We start from the raw sequence: 14,934 nt of genomic DNA on the forward strand, positions 1-14,934 counted from the left end.
CAAACTCAGTCAGAACACAAAGCGCCCATCAAACACCGGCTTGTCATCCAGCGCCAACACCCCACTGGAGAAGATCAGGTCCAGATGATGGCTGCCCTTGGCGCCACCCCCCAAACCCAGGTGCAGACCGCAATGGCGCTCCTCGAACCCGGCATTGCGTGCGTACAGCGCCTTCACGCCTTCGTTGGTGCCGATGCCCAGTTCCTCGATCCGCCGATTCGATGGATTGGCCTCCAGGTACTTGTTGAAGTCATGTTCCAGCCCCGGTACATCGGTGGCGATTTTGCTGATGGTCGAGTTCTCGATCCACAACTCCAGCGGTGACGCCAGCACCCCGTATTTGCGGGCGAATGGAATCGTACCGAGAAACGTCCCGACAAAATTCACCCGGCCATTAATGGCCTCGCTGTGTGTAGCGATTTCACCCGGTGCCAGATCAAAGTTGCCGACACCATTGATGTCGGTCCACTTCTTGATACTGCTCAAGGGCGTTTCAAACCATGAGCCGTGATCATCTTTGAAACTTAACGTCGTCGCGTGGGACAGGCGCTGGATCAAGTGGCTGTTCAACCCGGCAATGCGCTGCGGGGTGACACTGAAGGTGTCGTAGAAGTAATCGCCGTAATCCTTGAACAGCAGTGACTTCTTCCAGTTTTGCGCCATGACGCCTTGCAGCGCACGGACAAAATCCGGGCCTTCGGGGCGCGGGTTGGGCAGGGTGGAAGAGTCGTAGAAGAATATATACAGATCACTGTCGGCAATGGCCTGGGCCAGTGATTCAGCGGGTTCGAGGTCCAGGCGCATCGCGCTGAAGCTGAACGGTGGGCTGCTACCGGCCTGTTCGACGATTGCGCCGGTCAGTGCCTGGTAATCAGCGGTATGGCCGAGCAGGACCTTCGCCGGATCGATGCCGACAAGGGCCGGGTGTTGTTCGAGGTAGTAAAGGAAATGCGAGATGGCGCGTTGCTTATCCATGTAGTCCTCCCTGACAAACCGAGCAAAGTGGCAGGCACGACCGGCCGGATCGTACCTGCCGGGATGTCTTACAAAGGCCACATCGCCGTGCCGAACGGAACAACCGCGTCGGCTTGCATCATTTCAACGGCGGCTTCATGGGTCGGTGCTTCAAACCAATCGTCCAGTTGCAGTTCAGTTTCCAAGTCGTTGTCCAGTGCTTGCATGGTGAATCTCCTAGATGACTTTTGAGTAAGAACAACTTGCCGGTTGATGCGGTTCGGCAAGTCGCTGAAAACCTAGTTCAGTGGGTTTGATAATGCAAAAAAATAATCAAATAAGAATGGGTTGAACTTTTTATTCTGTTTTTTGAAAGGCAGTTTATTAATAAAAAACAGAAAACTAACTCGACTTTTTCCTTAGGAAGCTTCCTAACGTCAATTTGCAGTCGTCCTACGGCGAGATCTGATTCGGAAAATATTCGTTACGGGGTGTAAGGAAATGCTGACGAATTCCAGGCGCAACGCCCTTGGATTGACGCTTACGGAATGGGTGTAAGGAAAACCTGCCGTCCAGACGCGGTTTGATCCCGACACAAGGCTCTGGCGCGCTTGTTTCAGTCGCTGTGGAAGGGTGAGATGCGCCCCATGCCTGCCGTGCAGGTGCATAACAAGAAGGAGGCGCAATGTACGCCGTGACTGATCTTCATCTCTCCCCGTGGGGCGATTTTTCCGCCGTCCCCGTCGATGACCCGCAAAGGTCTGACTCATTTTTTGCAGCCGCCCGAGACGCTCGGGGCGGACACAGGCAATCCCGGCAAACGACGCGCTGATCCAGCGGTGTCTGGCAGCAGGGGGTTACAGGTGTACAATGCGCCGCGTTTTAACTGTGACCTCCTGCGCATCTGCGCAAACCTCAAGGCTATCCGCCTTGTTCACTCCGCCGCGTCACGAGCGTGTCGGGTTCGATTTCGTCACAGATAAAAACAAACAGGTGACGCATGACCGTTGTAAAAAAATCGCTGAACGCCTTTTGCCTGCGCTGGGGTTTGATCGGCGCTGCTTGACAACGCATCCGAGCAGCAACGTCTAACGAACATCATCAAACCTTGCGTGAGACCCTTTTCATGAGTGGACAAAACTCGCATTCAGGCGAGCTGAAACGCGGCCTGAAAAATCGTCATATTCAACTGATCGCCCTCGGTGGCGCGATCGGTACAGGCTTGTTCCTCGGCTCGGCCGGGGTCCTGAAATCCGCTGGCCCGTCGATGATCCTCGGCTATGCCATCTGCGGTTTCATCGCCTTCATGATCATGCGTCAACTGGGCGAAATGATTGTTGAAGAACCCGTGGCCGGTTCCTTCAGCCATTTCGCGCACAAATACTGGGGCGGTTTCGCCGGTTTCCTGTCGGGCTGGAACTGCTGGATTCTGTACATTCTGGTGGGCATGTCGGAGCTGACCGCCGTCGGCAAGTACATTCACTACTGGGCACCGGACATCCCGACCTGGGTCTCGGCAGCCGGGTTTTTCATCCTGATCAACCTGATTAACCTGGCCAACGTCAAAGTCTTTGGCGAGGCTGAATTCTGGTTTGCGATCATCAAGGTCGTGGCGATTGTCGGCATGATTGCCCTGGGCAGCTACTTGCTGGTCAGCGGTAACGGCGGCCCGCAAGCGGCGGTGAGCAACCTGTGGACCCACGGCGGCTTCTTCCCGAACGGTGTCAGCGGATTGGTGATGGCCATGGCGATCATCATGTTCTCCTTTGGCGGCCTGGAAATGCTCGGTTTCACCGCAGCGGAAGCAGACAAGCCGAAAACCGTGATCCCGAAAGCGATCAACCAGGTGATCTACCGGATCCTGATTTTCTACATCGGTGCACTGGTCATCCTGTTGTCGCTGACTCCATGGGACAGCCTGTTGGCGACCCTCAATGCTTCCGGCGATTCCTACAGCGGCAGCCCGTTCGTACAAGTGTTCTCGATGCTGGGCAGCAACACCGCTGCGCACATCCTCAACTTCGTGGTCCTGACCGCGGCGTTGTCGGTGTACAACAGCGGCACCTATTGCAACAGTCGTATGCTGCTGGGCATGGCCGAGCAGGGCGATGCGCCGAAAGCCCTGGTGAAAATCGACAAACGCGGCGTGCCGGTGCGCTCGATTCTGGCCTCGGCGGCGGTGACGTTGATCGCCGTGTTGCTGAACTACCTGATCCCGCAAAACGCGCTGGAACTGTTGATGTCGCTGGTCGTGGCCACCCTGGTGATCAACTGGGCAATGATCAGCTTCTCGCACTTCAAATTCCGCCAACACATGAACAAGACTAAACAGACGCCGCTGTTCAAGGCCCTGTGGTACCCGTACGGCAACTACATTTGCCTGGCGTTCGTGGCGTTCATTTTGTGCGTGATGCTGTTGATTCCGGGCATCCAGATCTCGGTGTATGCGATTCCGGTGTGGGTTGCGTTCATGTGGGTTTGCTATGGCATCAAGAATAAGCGTCGTGACCAGCAGGTGTTGCAGGCTGCGGGTTCTGTAGCGAAATAATGTAAATGCGGAAACAAAAGCCCGGCCATGTGCCGGGTTTTTTGTTCACGCTATCCGGGGGCTTTGGTTGGGGGGCATATCCGTTTTTTTGGTGACGGCTGATATTGGTTCCGCCCTTACGGCGTGTCACTTGGAAGAGCCCCAAGTAACCAAGGGCTTCTGCCCCTTTCGTTCGGTGCCTCGCTGTGGCTCGGCATGCCCTCGCTCCGGTCCTGCTCCGTGGGCCCGCCGCCATCGGCCATCCATGGCCGGGGGCGGCTGGCTAACCCGGCATCCCTGCCGGGTTGCCCACTGCGCAGAACCTCCACTCGGCCTCACGATGGGGCGGTGCATCAAAATCAAAAGCACGGCGGCCTGCAGGCCGACCTGATTTCACGGCAATGCATTCCCCCTGTAGGAGCGAGCTTGCTCGCGAAGAACGTCAATGACGGCGCGTGTTAACAGGATAAACGCGGTGCCTGTGGGTCCATCGCGAGCAAGCTCGCTCCTACAGGGGGACGCTGATTTTGGACACTGTGTTCGCTTTTGATCTTGCCGTTGCTCTGCTTCGGCTTTTGATCTTGATCTGTTGCCCCTTTCCCAGAGGCCGAACGCAGGCGTTGTGCAGGGGGCACCGCGGCAAGGATGCCGCGGTAGCCGCCCCCGGCCATGGATGGCCGATGGCGGCGGGCCCCCGGAGCAATGCCGGAGTGAGGGCATGCCGAGCCTAGGCGAGGCACCAAATGGCGGGGCAAAAGCCCTTGGTTACTTGGGGCTTTTCCAAGTCACTCGCTGTAAGAGCGAAACCATAAGCAGCCGTTACCGCAGAAATGGATATGCTCCCCCATCCCATCCCATCCCATCCCAACTTGTCTTAAGTAAACAGAATTCCGGGGGTTTATTGTTTGTTCATCAGTCATTACTTGTGATCCAGAAAGCTCTGCACCGACGCATTGAAAAACTCCGGATCCTGGATAAAGGCAAAATGACTGACATTGGGCAGGATCAACAGGCCCGCACCAGGGATGGCCGACGCCATGTATTCGGTGTGTTCGCGTTTAATGGCTTCGTCATGATCGCCATCAACAATCAGGACCGGGCTTTTGATTTTCGCCAGGTCTTCGGTCGTCCAGTTTGGCTGGCTCGCCCACATATGGCTGATCTGCTCGACGAACGCGTCGTACTCTTTGGGAGTGGGCGACAGCTTCGCGTACTCCTTGCCGGCGCGTTCTATGTAGGCGGCGAACGTCGGGTTCTTCTCGACACCTTCCTTGACGCCCGACGTCTGGGTATTGGCGGCGAAGGCGAACACCTTGCCAACACGCTGTGGGTAACGCATCGCCAAATCCAGCCCAAGAATGGCACCGTCACTCCAACCTACAACGTCCGCCCGCTCGATCTTCAGTTTATCCAGCACGGCGATGACATCGTCCGCCATCAGGTCATACCCGAAAGGTCGCGCATCTCGTGAGCTGCGACCATGGCCACGGCTGTCGAGGGTGATGACGGTGTGCTTCGCCGAAAGGGCCTTGACCTGATTACCCCAGTAATCGGAATTGGCCAGGCCGCCGTGAAGCAGCACGACGGGCGATCCATGCCCTGTGATCGAATAGTAGAGCTTGATGCCATTGACGTCGGCATGGCCGGTTTTTGCGCTGGTGATGGGGGCGGGGGTGGGCGGCAGTGTTTCCCAGCGTTCTGCAGCGTGGACCGCGTTGACGGACAGCAGCAGGCAGAAAGCAGCAAGCAAGCGACGAGGCATAGGTGTCTCCACTAAAAAAGGCGTGATCAATCTGATCCGGATTCTTTAGCGTAGAACCAAGTGGCCGGACGGTCTGACTTTCGCTCGCCGGTGAAAAGATACGCTTATGGAATGAAACACTGGGATAATGACCGCCGCCTGACTGAGCCACTGTGAACGACCTATGCTGGTAATTTCCAACAACGTGCACCTCCCGGATGCCGAGATCGAGTTGACCGCCATTCGCGCTCAGGGCGCCGGTGGGCAGAACGTCAACAAGGTCTCCAGCGCCGTGCACCTGCGCTTCGACATCCCGGCCTCGTCCTTGCCCGAGTTCTACAAGGAACGGTTGCTAGCGTTGCGCGACAGTCGCATTACCAGCGAAGGGGTGTTGATCATCAAGGCTCAGCAATACCGGACGCAGGAAGCCAATCGCGCGGATGCGCTGGAGCGGTTGACCGAGTTGATCCTCAGCGCCACTAAAGTGGAAAAGAAGCGCCGCCCGACCAAGCCGACACTCGGTTCGAAGAAGCGTCGGCTTGAGTCCAAGACCAAGCGCGGCAGCATCAAGGCTGGACGCGGCAAGGTCGATTTTTAGCGGGCAGCTCTTTCCTCACGATACTTGGGCGCCTGCCGGTACAGGTAAACGCTCAGTGCCAAACCGCTCAGAGCGGCGAGGGCAGCGAACAGGAAGATGGAGGCAAAACCAAATCCCGCCGCAATCGCACCCGCCACCGGCCCGGTGATCCCCAGCGACAAATCGATGAACAGCGAATAAGCCCCGACCGCCGCGCCACGGCTGGAGGCCGGCACCAGATTGACCGCTTCCACCCCCAGCGCCGGAAACACCAGCGAGAAGCCGAAACCGCTCAACGCCGCGCCGGCCAGTGCCCAATGAGCGTCCGGCGCCATCCACAGCAGCAACAATCCCAGTGTTTCCACCGACAAACAGGCAATCGCCACGCGAAAGCCGCCGAGGCGGTTGATCAGGTTGCCGAACAGCAATCGCGCGCCGATGAAGCTGGCGCCAAACAGGCTCAGGCACAGCACCGCGTTTTCCCAGTGCTGCGTGGCGTAATACAGTGTGATGAAGGTTGCGATGGTGCCGAAACCGATGGAACCCAACGCCAGCCCGCAGCCATGTGGCAGCACACGCCCCAGCACATGCATGAACGGCAAGCGCTCGCCGACGACGATCGGCGCGGCGGTTTTCGGCCAGGCCAGTGCCAGACCCAAAACGGCCAGCAGCACAATGCTGACGCCCATGCTCCACAAACCCAATTGATTGACCAGCAGCACGCCCAGCGGTGCGCCGATGGCCAGTGCGCCATAACTGGCGATGCCGTTCCAGGAAATGACTTTCGCAGTATTCGCCGCGCCCACCCGGCCGATGCCCCAACCGATCGAGCCCGAGCCCACCAGGCTTTCCGCGCTGCCGAGCACCAGGCGGCCGATCAACAGGCTGATCAGGCTCAAGGTCGGCAGGCTTTGGGTCCAGGCCGAGATCAGCATGAACACACCGCTCAAACCGCAGCCGGCGAGGCCGTACATCACCGCCAGTTTGCTGCCCTTGTTGTCGATGATCTTCCCGGCATAAGGGCGGCTGAGCAGGGTGGCCAGGTATTGCACGCTGATGACCAGCCCGGCGATGACGGCGCCGAAACCGAGGTCGCTGTGAACATAGCCCGGCAACACGGCCAGGGGAATGCCGATATTCAGGTAGCCGATGAAGGTGAACAGGACGATGGAAACGACTTGCAGCGTGACCGCCAGGGGGCGCTGGTTTTCAGACATGGGTAAAGGGTCCACGGGAAAGCAGGATAGATAGGCTGCTTATGATAGCGGCGCGAGCGGCCAGCGGTCGTGGAAAAAGTAAAACTATTTGCCGGGCGGCGGTGACTCAGGGTTTGGCGGGGGCAACCAGTTGCGTCGTGACCAGGGCGGCCAGGGCGTTTTCTTCGCTGCCGAAACGGGCGAGCAGGGCGGCTTGTTTCTCAGGGGAAAGACGATTCCAGATCTCGATCATCTTCTCGGCAGTGCCGATCAGCACGCTGGCTTGGGTCTCGCTGAAATCATCGGTCATGGTGTGCAACTCAAGGGTTCAGGCGGTGTGGAAAGCGCATGTTAGCGCTTTCCACACGGTCTGGCATTGCAGGTGTTTCAGTCTTCGCTGTCGGCCTGGCGGCGTTCAGTGGCTTCTTTTGGCTCGGGCTGTTGGGCACCGGCTTGTTGCGTGGTCGTCTGCTCAGTTTCGTGCAGGCTTGGGAAGGGGAGATTAGGGATCTCGTGCATTTCGCGCTCCTCGCAAAGTCTGTTGATAGATCTGGTAGATCCGCGCTTTTAAAAAGCCTGGGAAGGATACAGCAGGAGAAATGACAAATAGACTTTTATATCTATTTGTTTCGACGGATGGGCTTGTCTATACAGGTTTAGCAACTGTTGATGGCCCCCGTGTAGGAGCTGTCGAGTGAAACGAGGCTGCGATCTTTTGATCTTAAAAAAACAAGATCAAAAGATCGCAGCCTCGTTTCACTCGACAGCTCCTACGGGTCAAACGGTTCAAACGGGCCAACGGGCCAACGGGCCTGCGGGCCAATGGCTAATGGGTCTGCGGGGAGGAGGGCAGCAGGGGTTATTTGCAGACTTCGGCAATCGCCTCGGCCAGCAGGTCCAGGCGCGTTGCATCAATCCCGGCCACGTTCGCCCGGCCAGTGCCGACCATGTAGACGCTGTGGTGATCACGCAGCTGTTTGACCTGATCCGGCGTCAAACCGGTGTAGGAAAACATCCCGCGTTGCACACCCATGTGCGCAAAGCGCTCGCGCAAACCGTGAGGCTCAAGCGCTTCCAGCAGACCGCTGCGCAGTTGGGCGATACGCAAACGCATGGCTTCCACTTCGTCGGCCCAGAGGCTTTTCAGTTCCGGGTCGCCAAGAATGGTCGCGACCACGGCAGCGCCATGATCCGGTGGCGTCGACCACAGGTTGCGGGCGATGTTGGCCAGTTGGCTGCGGACATCGATCAGCTTGTCAGCGGTTTTCGCACAGACAATCAGCGCGCCGGTGCGGTCGCGGTACAGGCCGAAGTTCTTCGAGCAGGAACTGGTGATCAGCACTTCCGGCAACTCGGTGGCGAACAGCCGGGTCGACCAGGCGTCCTGTTCCAGCCCGTCGCCGAAACCCTGATAGGCGAAGTCGATCAACGGCACCAGATCACGGCTGCGCACCACGTCCAGTACCCGGCGCCAGTCGTCATGGGACAGGTCGAAACCGGTCGGGTTGTGGCAGCACGCGTGCAGCAACACCACGTCACCCTTCGGCACTTCTTTAAGCACCGCGATCATCGCTTCGACATCGAGGCGGTTATCGCTGCCGACATACGGGTAATGACTGACCTTGATCCCGGCCTTGGCAAAGATGGTTTCGTGAATCGGCCAGGTCGGGTTGCTCAGCCACACGCCACGGCCCGGCAGACATTGAGCGATGAAGTCAGCGCTCAAGCGCAGCGCGCCGGTGCCGCCCGGCGTCTGGGTGGCGCCAGCACGTTGTTCGGCGATCAGCTTCGAGTCGGCGCCGAGCACCAGCTCATTGATCGCCTTGCCGAACGCCGGTTCGCCGTGGCCGCCGATGTAGGTCTTGGTGGACTGACGCTCCACCAGCCGCTGCTCGGCGAGCTTCACGGACTGCAGAATCGGTGTCAGGCCCTGGGCATCTTTATAGACACCCACGCCAAGGTCGAATTTGCGCGGGTTGGGGTCCTGCGCATAGGCCTCCATCAGGCCGAGGATCGGGTCGCCGGGTACTCGACCTATGGCGTCGAAATGCATTATTTGCGGCCCTCGGCGTCTTTGGCGACTTCGTCAGTGCGCGCGGCCATGATGAAGTCGTTGCGGTGCAGGCCCTTGATGGAGTGGCTCCACCAGGTCACGGTGACACTGCCCCACTCGGTCAGCAGGCCCGGGTGGTGACCTTCGGCTTCGGAAATTTCGCCAACAGCGTTGGTGAACGCCAGTGCGTGCTTGAAGTTTTTGAACAGGAAGACTTTTTCCAGCTGCATGACGCTGTCGCGCACTTCGATGTTCCAGTCCGGGATCTGCTTGATCAGTACCGGCAGTTCTTCGTCGCTGACTTGCGGAGCATCGGCGCGGCAGGCTTCGCAGTGGGCTTGGTTCAATGTGGACATGATGGGTTCCTGAAATCGAATAAATGGAAATCGGCCGTCAATATCACCACGCTAAAGCAAATCGTGGCTTCCTGACAGACTCACTTGATCGTAAAAGTCGCGGATCACGCCGCTTTGGGTTTTGGCGGAAATTTCGGTGCGTGCAGGCCCAACTGCATGCCTTGCTTGACCATGCCCATGATGTCTTCATGCGCCAGGTCGAACAGGCGCTTGAGGTTCGGCAAGACAAAGTACAGCGGCTGCAGAATGTCGATGCGGTACGGCGTGCGCATGCATTCCAGCGGATCGAAGGCCTGATGCTCAGGTTCGTCCGACAGGCAATAAACAGTTTCTTTCGGCGAGGACAGAATGCCGCCACCGTAGATGCGCTGGCCTTGCGGGGTATCGACCAGGCCGAACTCGATGGTCATCCAGTACAGGCGCGCCAGGTACACGCGTTCTTCCTTGGAAGCCTGTAGGCCGAGTTTGCCGTAGGTGTGGGTGAATTCAGCGAACCAGGGGTTGGTCAGCAGCGGACAGTGGCCAAAGATCTCGTGGAAAATGTCCGGTTCTTGCAGGTAATCCAGCTCTTCGCGGGTACGAATAAAGGTCGCCACCGGAAACTGCTTGTTGGCCAGCAATTCGAAAAAGGTCTGGAAGGGGATCAGCGCCGGCACTCGGGCAACTTGCCACCCGGTGGTTTCACCGAGGACCTTGTTGATCTCACCGAGTTGCGGAATGCGGTCGTGGGGCAGACCGAGTTTTTCGATACCGTCCAGGTACTCCTGGCACGCACGCCCTTCTATCACTTTCAGTTGGCGAGTGATCAGCGTGTTCCACACCGCGTGTTCTTCAGCGGGGTAGTCGATAAAACCTTGCGCATCGGGCTCGCGAGCCACGTATTGCGTCTGCTTCATGCTGCTCTCCTGCTAGGGGATTTCGTTCTTGTTATGTCCTGCTATTGACTTAGAAATACCCCAAGGATTGCGAGGTTGCAGCAGGTGATCCGCGTCATGCGTAGGAAAATTCGTCGATATTCGTAAACTTTTCGTTACGGTTTGGCGGTTGTCGCGCAGGTATTGAGATTTCCGGGTTTGAAAAGAACTCCAGCTGTCACATAATCTTGACAACAAACTGTGCGTAATCGCAGAAAAATACATCGCTAGGGTACTGCGATACCCCTGTGGGAGCGGGCTTGCTCGCGAAGGCGTCGGCATATCCAACGTAGATGTATCCGGCAGACCGCTTTCGCGAGCAAGCCCGCTCCCACAGGTTGCGCGCCAGGCATCACAACCCCAATCACCGCTTCTTCGGGTGTTTTATATGCGTATCAAAGTCCACTGCCAGAACCGCATCGGCATCCTGCGCGACATTCTCAACCTGTTGGTGGAGTACGGGATCAACGTCGCTCGCGGCGAGGTCGGCGGTGAGCATGGCAATGCCATTTACCTGCATTGCCCCAACCTGATCAACATCCAGTTCCAGGCGTTGCGTCCGAAATTCGAGGCAATTGCCGGGGTCTTCGGCGTCAAGCGTGTAGGGCTGATGCCCAGCGAGCGTCGGCACATGGAGCTTAACGCGTTGCTCGGCGCCCTGGAGTTCCCGGTGCTGTCGATCGACATGGGCGGCTCGATCGTCGCGGCCAACCGCGCAGCGGCGCAATTGCTTGGGGTGCGGGTGGACGAGGTGCCGGGGATCCCCTTGTCGCGCTACGCCGAGGATTTTGACCTGCCGGAACTGGTACGCGCCAACAAGTCGCGGATCAACGGGCTGCGGGTGAAGGTCAAGGGCGACGTGTTTCTCGCTGACATCGCGCCGCTGCAATCGGAGCATGACGACAGCGAAGCCATGGCCGGCGCGGTCCTCACGCTGCACCGCGCCGACCGGGTGGGCGAGCGCATCTATAACGTGCGCAAGCAGGAACTGCGCGGGTTCGACAGCATCTTCCAAAGCTCGAAAGTGATGGCTGCGGTGGTACGCGAAGCCCGGCGCATGGCGCCGCTGGATGCGCCGTTATTAATAGAAGGGGAAACCGGCACCGGTAAAGAGTTGTTGGCGCGAGCCTGCCACCTGGCGAGTCCGCGGGGGCAGTCACCGTTGATGGCGCTCAATTGTGCCGGATTGCCGGAATCGATGGCCGAGACCGAGTTGTTCGGCTACGGCCCTGGCGCCTTTGAAGGGGCGCGGGCCGAAGGCAAGCTCGGGCTGCTGGAACTGACGGCGGGCGGTACGCTGTTTCTCGACGGTGTCGGGGAAATGAGCCCGCGCTTGCAGGTGAAATTGCTGCGCTTCTTGCAGGACGGTTGCTTCCGTCGTGTGGGCAGTGATGAAGAGGTTTATCTGGATGTGCGCGTGATCTGCGCGACCCAGGTCGACCTGTCCGAACTGTGCTCGCGCGGTGAATTTCGCCAGGATTTGTATCACCGCTTGAACGTGCTTTCGCTGCATATTCCGCCGCTGCGCGAATGCCTCGATGGTTTGACGCCGCTGGTGGAACACTTCCTCGACCAGGCCAGCCGACAGATCGGTTGCCCGTTGCCGAAACTGGCCCCTGCCGCCATGGAACGGCTCAGTCATTACCATTGGCCGGGTAATGTGCGGCAGTTGGAGAACGTGTTGTTCCAGGCGGTTTCGCTGTGCGAGGGCGGGACGGTCAAGGCCGAACATATTCGCTTGCCGGACTACGGCGTGCGTCAGCCGCTTGGCGATTTTTCCCTCGAGGGCGGGTTGGATGCGATCGTCGGGCGCTTCGAGAAAGCAGTGCTGGAGCGCTTGTATTCGGAACATCCAAGCAGCCGGCAACTGGGCAAACGGTTGGGGGTTTCGCACACGACCATTGCCAACAAGTTGCGTGAGTACGAGGTCGGCAAGAGCGAGTCATAGCTGATAGCTGTATTGCCTGTGATGGCCCCTTCGCGAGCAAGCCCGCTCCCACATTTAATCGCATTTTTCCTGAAGGATCTCGGTCGAGTGTGGGAGCGGGCTTGCTCGCGAAGACAGTAGTGGCCGTTGCCCAAGGTCAAGCCTTGCCACCAAACGGCATAACACCGCCGGTTTTTCGTCTTCGACACAATCCCCGATTCCCCTCTACACCCCTCAAGTCCTTTGTTTGCCGGGCCCCGCGTCGCCAGAAAAAAGTTGGTCTGCAAATTGCTTATGGCTGATCAGTACAGCAGTGGACGGCAAACGTCCGGCAGGCAGAGGAAAGAGCGTGGACAAGTACCTTTATGTGGCAATGACCGGCGCCAGCCAGAATGCACTGGCGCAGAAGGCTCATGCGAACAACCTGGCGAACATCTCCACCAACGGCTTCCAGAAAGACCTGGAGCAGGCGCGGTCGATGCCGGTGTTCGGCGACAGCTTTCCGGCGCGTGCGTTTGCCCTGTCCGAACGTCCGGCCACCGACTTCTCTCCGGGCGCCCTGGTGGAAACCGGTCGCGATCTCGATGTCGCGGTGCAAGGCAGCGGCTGGATCGCCGTGCAGAACCCTGATGGCGGCGAAAGCTACGTGCGCACCGGCAGCCTGAACGTTGACGCCCTCGGCGTGTTGCGGGCCGGCAACGGGATGCCGGTGATCGGCAATGGCGGGCCGATCGCCGTGCCGCCCGAGCAGCAAATCGAAGTGGGCGAAGACGGCACCATCAGCATTCGTGCGATGGGCGAAGGCCCGCGCGTGATGGCCGAAGTCGACCGCATCAAGCTGGTCAACCCTGACTTCAAGAACATGACCAAAGGCCTGGACGGTTCGATCCACACCAAGGACGGCAAGCCGGCGCAAGCCGATGCCAACGTCAAGCTGGTGTCCGGGTTCCTCGAGTCGAGCAACGTCAACGCCGTGGAAGAAATGACGTCGGTGCTGGCCCTGGCCAAGCAATTCGAGTTGCACATCAAGATGATGAACACCGCCAAAGAAGACGACCAGGCCATGGCTCGGGTCTTGCAGATCAGCTAATTATCAGAACGTCGCGCCGTAAAACAGGCGCACGAGGAGAATCGAATGCTTCCGGCTCTATGGGTTGCCAAAACAGGTCTGTCCGCCCAGGACACCAACCTGACGACCATTTCCAACAACCTGGCCAACGTGTCGACCACGGGTTTCAAACGTGACCGCGCCGAGTTCCAGGATCTGCTCTACCAGATCAAACGCCAGCCCGGCGCCCAGTCGACCCAGGACAGCGAACTGCCGTCGGGCCTGCAATTGGGTACCGGTGTGCGCATCGTCGGCACCCAGAAAAACTTCACCGCCGGCAGCCTGCAAACCACCGAACAGCCTCTGGACATGGCCATCGACGGTCGCGGTTTCTTCCAGATCCTGCAACCGGACGGCACCACGTCCTACACCCGTGACGGTACGTTCCACCTGGACTCCAACGGCCAGATCGTCAACGCCAGCGGCTTCGCCCTGGAACCGGCGATTGTCATCCCGAACGACGCGCAGACCTTCACGGTCGGTCGCGACGGCACCGTGTCCATCACCGTGACCGGCAACCCGGCCTCACAAGTGATCGGCAACCTGCAAACCGCCGACTTCATCAACCCGGCCGGCCTGCAAGCGGTGGGCAACAACCTGTTCCTGGAAACCGCTGCCAGCGGTGCGCCGCAAGTCGGCACGCCAGGCCTGGCCGGTTTCGGCACCACGCTGCAGAACACCCTGGAAACCTCCAACGTCAGCACCGTTGAGGAGATGGTCAACATGATCACCACCCAACGCGCTTACGAGATGAACTCCAAGGTGATCTCCACCGCCGACCAGATGCTCTCGTTCGTAACGCAGAATCTGTAATCAGTCTATGAGGCGGCCATGAGGCTGCCTGCAACACCGTGAGGTAGGGTCATGAATCGCTTCGTTTCTGTTCTGGCAGTGAGTGGGATCACCGTGCTCGCGGGCTGTGTGCCTGTGACACCCAAGCCCAATGATCCCTACTACGCCCCGGTGTTGCCGCGCACGCCGCTGCCGGCTGCCGCGAACAACGGCTCGATCTACCAGGCCGGTTTCGAACAGAACCTGTACAGCGACCGCAAGGCGTTCCGGGTCGGTGACATCATCACCATTACCCTGAACGAGAAAACCCAGGCCAGCAAAAACGCCAACTCGCAAGTGGCGAAAAACAGCAAGACCGGGATCGGCCTGAGCTCGCTGTTCGGTAGCAGCGCGACCACCAACAACCCGTTCGGCAACGGTGACCTGAGCCTGAGCGCCAGCTACGAAGGTGACCGAGCGACCAAGGGTGACAGCAAGGCCGGGCAGGGCAACAGCCTGACCGGTTCGATCACCGTGACCGTCGCCGACGTCTTGCCTAACGGCATCATCGCCGTGCGCGGCGAGAAGTGGCTGACGCTCAATACCGGTGACGAACTGGTACGCATCGCCGGCCTGGTTCGGGCCGATGACATCGCCACCGACAACACCGTGTCGTCGACCCGTGTCGCCGATGCACGCATCACCTATTCGGGCACCGGTTCGTTTGCCGATGCGAGTCAGCCAGGCTGGTTCGACCGTTTCTTCCTCAGCCCGCTGTTCCCTTTCTAGGTGGCTACGTTGAACTTCAAA

At 58.9% G+C, this 14,934-nt stretch carries 15 protein-coding genes; 6 read left to right on the forward strand and 9 right to left on the reverse strand.

Translation table 11 applies throughout. The features are described from left to right. Positions 1–9 precede the first annotated feature (9 nt). Both ACIPL2_RS17990 and ACIPL2_RS17995 read right to left on the reverse strand, forming a co-directional pair. On the reverse strand, positions 10–975 hold the full coding sequence (locus ACIPL2_RS17990; RefSeq protein WP_401358302.1) for a leucyl aminopeptidase: 966 nt from the start codon (positions 973–975) through the stop codon (positions 10–12). A 68-nt stretch (positions 976–1,043) separates the two neighbouring features. Further along, positions 1,044–1,181: a hypothetical protein gene (locus tag ACIPL2_RS17995; protein WP_282380696.1), complete on the reverse strand. Its 138-nt coding sequence runs from the start codon at positions 1,179–1,181 to the stop codon at positions 1,044–1,046. An 899-nt stretch (positions 1,182–2,080) separates the two neighbouring features. Between ACIPL2_RS17995 and ACIPL2_RS18000 the strand changes: the two genes are divergently transcribed. After that, on the forward strand, positions 2,081–3,502 hold the full coding sequence (locus ACIPL2_RS18000) for an amino acid permease (protein WP_401358304.1): 1,422 nt from the start codon (positions 2,081–2,083) through the stop codon (positions 3,500–3,502). Between the two features lie 898 nt (positions 3,503–4,400). On the opposite strand, the gene ACIPL2_RS18005 is transcribed toward ACIPL2_RS18000, so the two are convergent. Next, positions 4,401–5,243, reverse strand: coding sequence for an alpha/beta fold hydrolase (locus ACIPL2_RS18005; protein ID WP_401358305.1), 843 nt, complete (start codon positions 5,241–5,243; stop codon positions 4,401–4,403). 163 nt (positions 5,244–5,406) lie between these two features. Here ACIPL2_RS18005 and arfB point away from each other — a divergent pair, with 163 nt between their 5' ends. Further along, positions 5,407–5,820 (forward strand): alternative ribosome rescue aminoacyl-tRNA hydrolase ArfB, encoded by a 414-nt coding sequence (gene arfB, locus ACIPL2_RS18010; protein ID WP_008010994.1) that lies wholly within the window; start codon positions 5,407–5,409, stop codon positions 5,818–5,820. On the opposite strand, the gene ACIPL2_RS18015 is transcribed toward arfB, so the two are convergent. The 6 genes from ACIPL2_RS18015 to phhA form a co-directional block, all read right to left on the reverse strand. After that, a complete protein-coding gene (locus tag ACIPL2_RS18015; RefSeq protein ID WP_059407590.1) occupies positions 5,817–7,016 on the reverse strand; it encodes an MFS transporter in 1,200 nt (399 codons plus the stop codon). The two genes, arfB and ACIPL2_RS18015, sit on opposite strands and share 4 nt — an antisense overlap. A 106-nt stretch (positions 7,017–7,122) precedes the next feature. After that, positions 7,123–7,305: a hypothetical protein gene (locus tag ACIPL2_RS18020; RefSeq protein ID WP_008030471.1), complete on the reverse strand. Its 183-nt coding sequence runs from the start codon at positions 7,303–7,305 to the stop codon at positions 7,123–7,125. A 77-nt stretch (positions 7,306–7,382) separates the two neighbouring features. Beyond that, a complete protein-coding gene (locus ACIPL2_RS18025) occupies positions 7,383–7,514 on the reverse strand; it encodes a hypothetical protein (protein ID WP_010461912.1) in 132 nt (43 codons plus the stop codon). A gap of 340 nt (positions 7,515–7,854) precedes the next feature. Further along, positions 7,855–9,048 (reverse strand): amino acid aminotransferase, encoded by a 1,194-nt coding sequence (locus tag ACIPL2_RS18030; RefSeq protein ID WP_401358309.1) that lies wholly within the window; start codon positions 9,046–9,048, stop codon positions 7,855–7,857. Next, a complete protein-coding gene (locus tag ACIPL2_RS18035; RefSeq protein ID WP_059407587.1) occupies positions 9,048–9,404 on the reverse strand; it encodes a 4a-hydroxytetrahydrobiopterin dehydratase in 357 nt (118 codons plus the stop codon). Before ACIPL2_RS18035 ends, ACIPL2_RS18030 begins: the two co-directional genes overlap by 1 nt. A gap of 104 nt (positions 9,405–9,508) precedes the next feature. After that, positions 9,509–10,300 (reverse strand): phenylalanine 4-monooxygenase, encoded by a 792-nt coding sequence (gene phhA, locus ACIPL2_RS18040; RefSeq protein ID WP_059407586.1) that lies wholly within the window; start codon positions 10,298–10,300, stop codon positions 9,509–9,511. 406 nt (positions 10,301–10,706) lie between these two features. On the opposite strand from phhA, the gene ACIPL2_RS18045 reads away from it, so the two are divergent. From ACIPL2_RS18045 to flgH, 4 genes are all read left to right on the forward strand, one after another. Beyond that, positions 10,707–12,266 carry a sigma-54-dependent transcriptional regulator gene (locus tag ACIPL2_RS18045; RefSeq protein ID WP_401358310.1) on the forward strand — a complete coding sequence of 520 codons (1,560 nt, stop codon included), beginning with the start codon at positions 10,707–10,709 and terminating at the stop codon, positions 12,264–12,266. A 328-nt stretch (positions 12,267–12,594) separates the two neighbouring features. After that, positions 12,595–13,335, forward strand: a complete 741-nt coding sequence (locus ACIPL2_RS18050; protein ID WP_401358312.1) for a flagellar basal body rod protein FlgF — start codon at positions 12,595–12,597, stop codon at positions 13,333–13,335. A gap of 45 nt (positions 13,336–13,380) precedes the next feature. Continuing rightward, positions 13,381–14,166 (forward strand): flagellar basal-body rod protein FlgG, encoded by a 786-nt coding sequence (gene flgG / locus ACIPL2_RS18055; protein ID WP_059407583.1) that lies wholly within the window; start codon positions 13,381–13,383, stop codon positions 14,164–14,166. A 51-nt stretch (positions 14,167–14,217) separates the two neighbouring features. Then, positions 14,218–14,913 (forward strand): flagellar basal body L-ring protein FlgH, encoded by a 696-nt coding sequence (gene flgH / locus ACIPL2_RS18060; protein ID WP_401358314.1) that lies wholly within the window; start codon positions 14,218–14,220, stop codon positions 14,911–14,913. Positions 14,914–14,934 lie beyond the last annotated feature (21 nt).

It is taken from the genome of Pseudomonas sp. NPDC086251 (assembly GCF_044746405.1).
In the GTDB taxonomy this organism is placed as follows: domain Bacteria; phylum Pseudomonadota; class Gammaproteobacteria; order Pseudomonadales; family Pseudomonadaceae; genus Aquipseudomonas.

What these genes read in the sequence shown, in the direction of transcription:
- flgG (WP_059407583.1), top strand. Translation starts at nt 13,381, where the DNA reads ATGCTTCCGGCTCTATGGGTTGCCAAAACAGGTCTGTCCGCCCAGGAC.
- ACIPL2_RS17995 (WP_282380696.1), bottom strand. Translation starts at nt 1,181, where the DNA reads ATGCAAGCACTGGACAACGACTTGGAAACTGAACTGCAACTGGACGAT.
- ACIPL2_RS18030 (WP_401358309.1), bottom strand. Translation starts at nt 9,048, where the DNA reads ATGCATTTCGACGCCATAGGTCGAGTACCCGGCGACCCGATCCTCGGC.
- phhA (WP_059407586.1), bottom strand. Translation starts at nt 10,300, where the DNA reads ATGAAGCAGACGCAATACGTGGCTCGCGAGCCCGATGCGCAAGGTTTT.
- flgH (WP_401358314.1), top strand. Translation starts at nt 14,218, where the DNA reads ATGAATCGCTTCGTTTCTGTTCTGGCAGTGAGTGGGATCACCGTGCTC.
- ACIPL2_RS18000 (WP_401358304.1), top strand. Translation starts at nt 2,081, where the DNA reads ATGAGTGGACAAAACTCGCATTCAGGCGAGCTGAAACGCGGCCTGAAA.
- arfB (WP_008010994.1), top strand. Translation starts at nt 5,407, where the DNA reads ATGCTGGTAATTTCCAACAACGTGCACCTCCCGGATGCCGAGATCGAG.
- ACIPL2_RS17990 (WP_401358302.1), bottom strand. Translation starts at nt 975, where the DNA reads ATGGATAAGCAACGCGCCATCTCGCATTTCCTTTACTACCTCGAACAA.
- ACIPL2_RS18020 (WP_008030471.1), bottom strand. Translation starts at nt 7,305, where the DNA reads ATGACCGATGATTTCAGCGAGACCCAAGCCAGCGTGCTGATCGGCACT.
- ACIPL2_RS18035 (WP_059407587.1), bottom strand. Translation starts at nt 9,404, where the DNA reads ATGTCCACATTGAACCAAGCCCACTGCGAAGCCTGCCGCGCCGATGCT.
- ACIPL2_RS18015 (WP_059407590.1), bottom strand. Translation starts at nt 7,016, where the DNA reads ATGTCTGAAAACCAGCGCCCCCTGGCGGTCACGCTGCAAGTCGTTTCC.
- ACIPL2_RS18025 (WP_010461912.1), bottom strand. Translation starts at nt 7,514, where the DNA reads ATGCACGAGATCCCTAATCTCCCCTTCCCAAGCCTGCACGAAACTGAG.
- ACIPL2_RS18045 (WP_401358310.1), top strand. Translation starts at nt 10,707, where the DNA reads ATGCGTATCAAAGTCCACTGCCAGAACCGCATCGGCATCCTGCGCGAC.
- ACIPL2_RS18005 (WP_401358305.1), bottom strand. Translation starts at nt 5,243, where the DNA reads ATGCCTCGTCGCTTGCTTGCTGCTTTCTGCCTGCTGCTGTCCGTCAAC.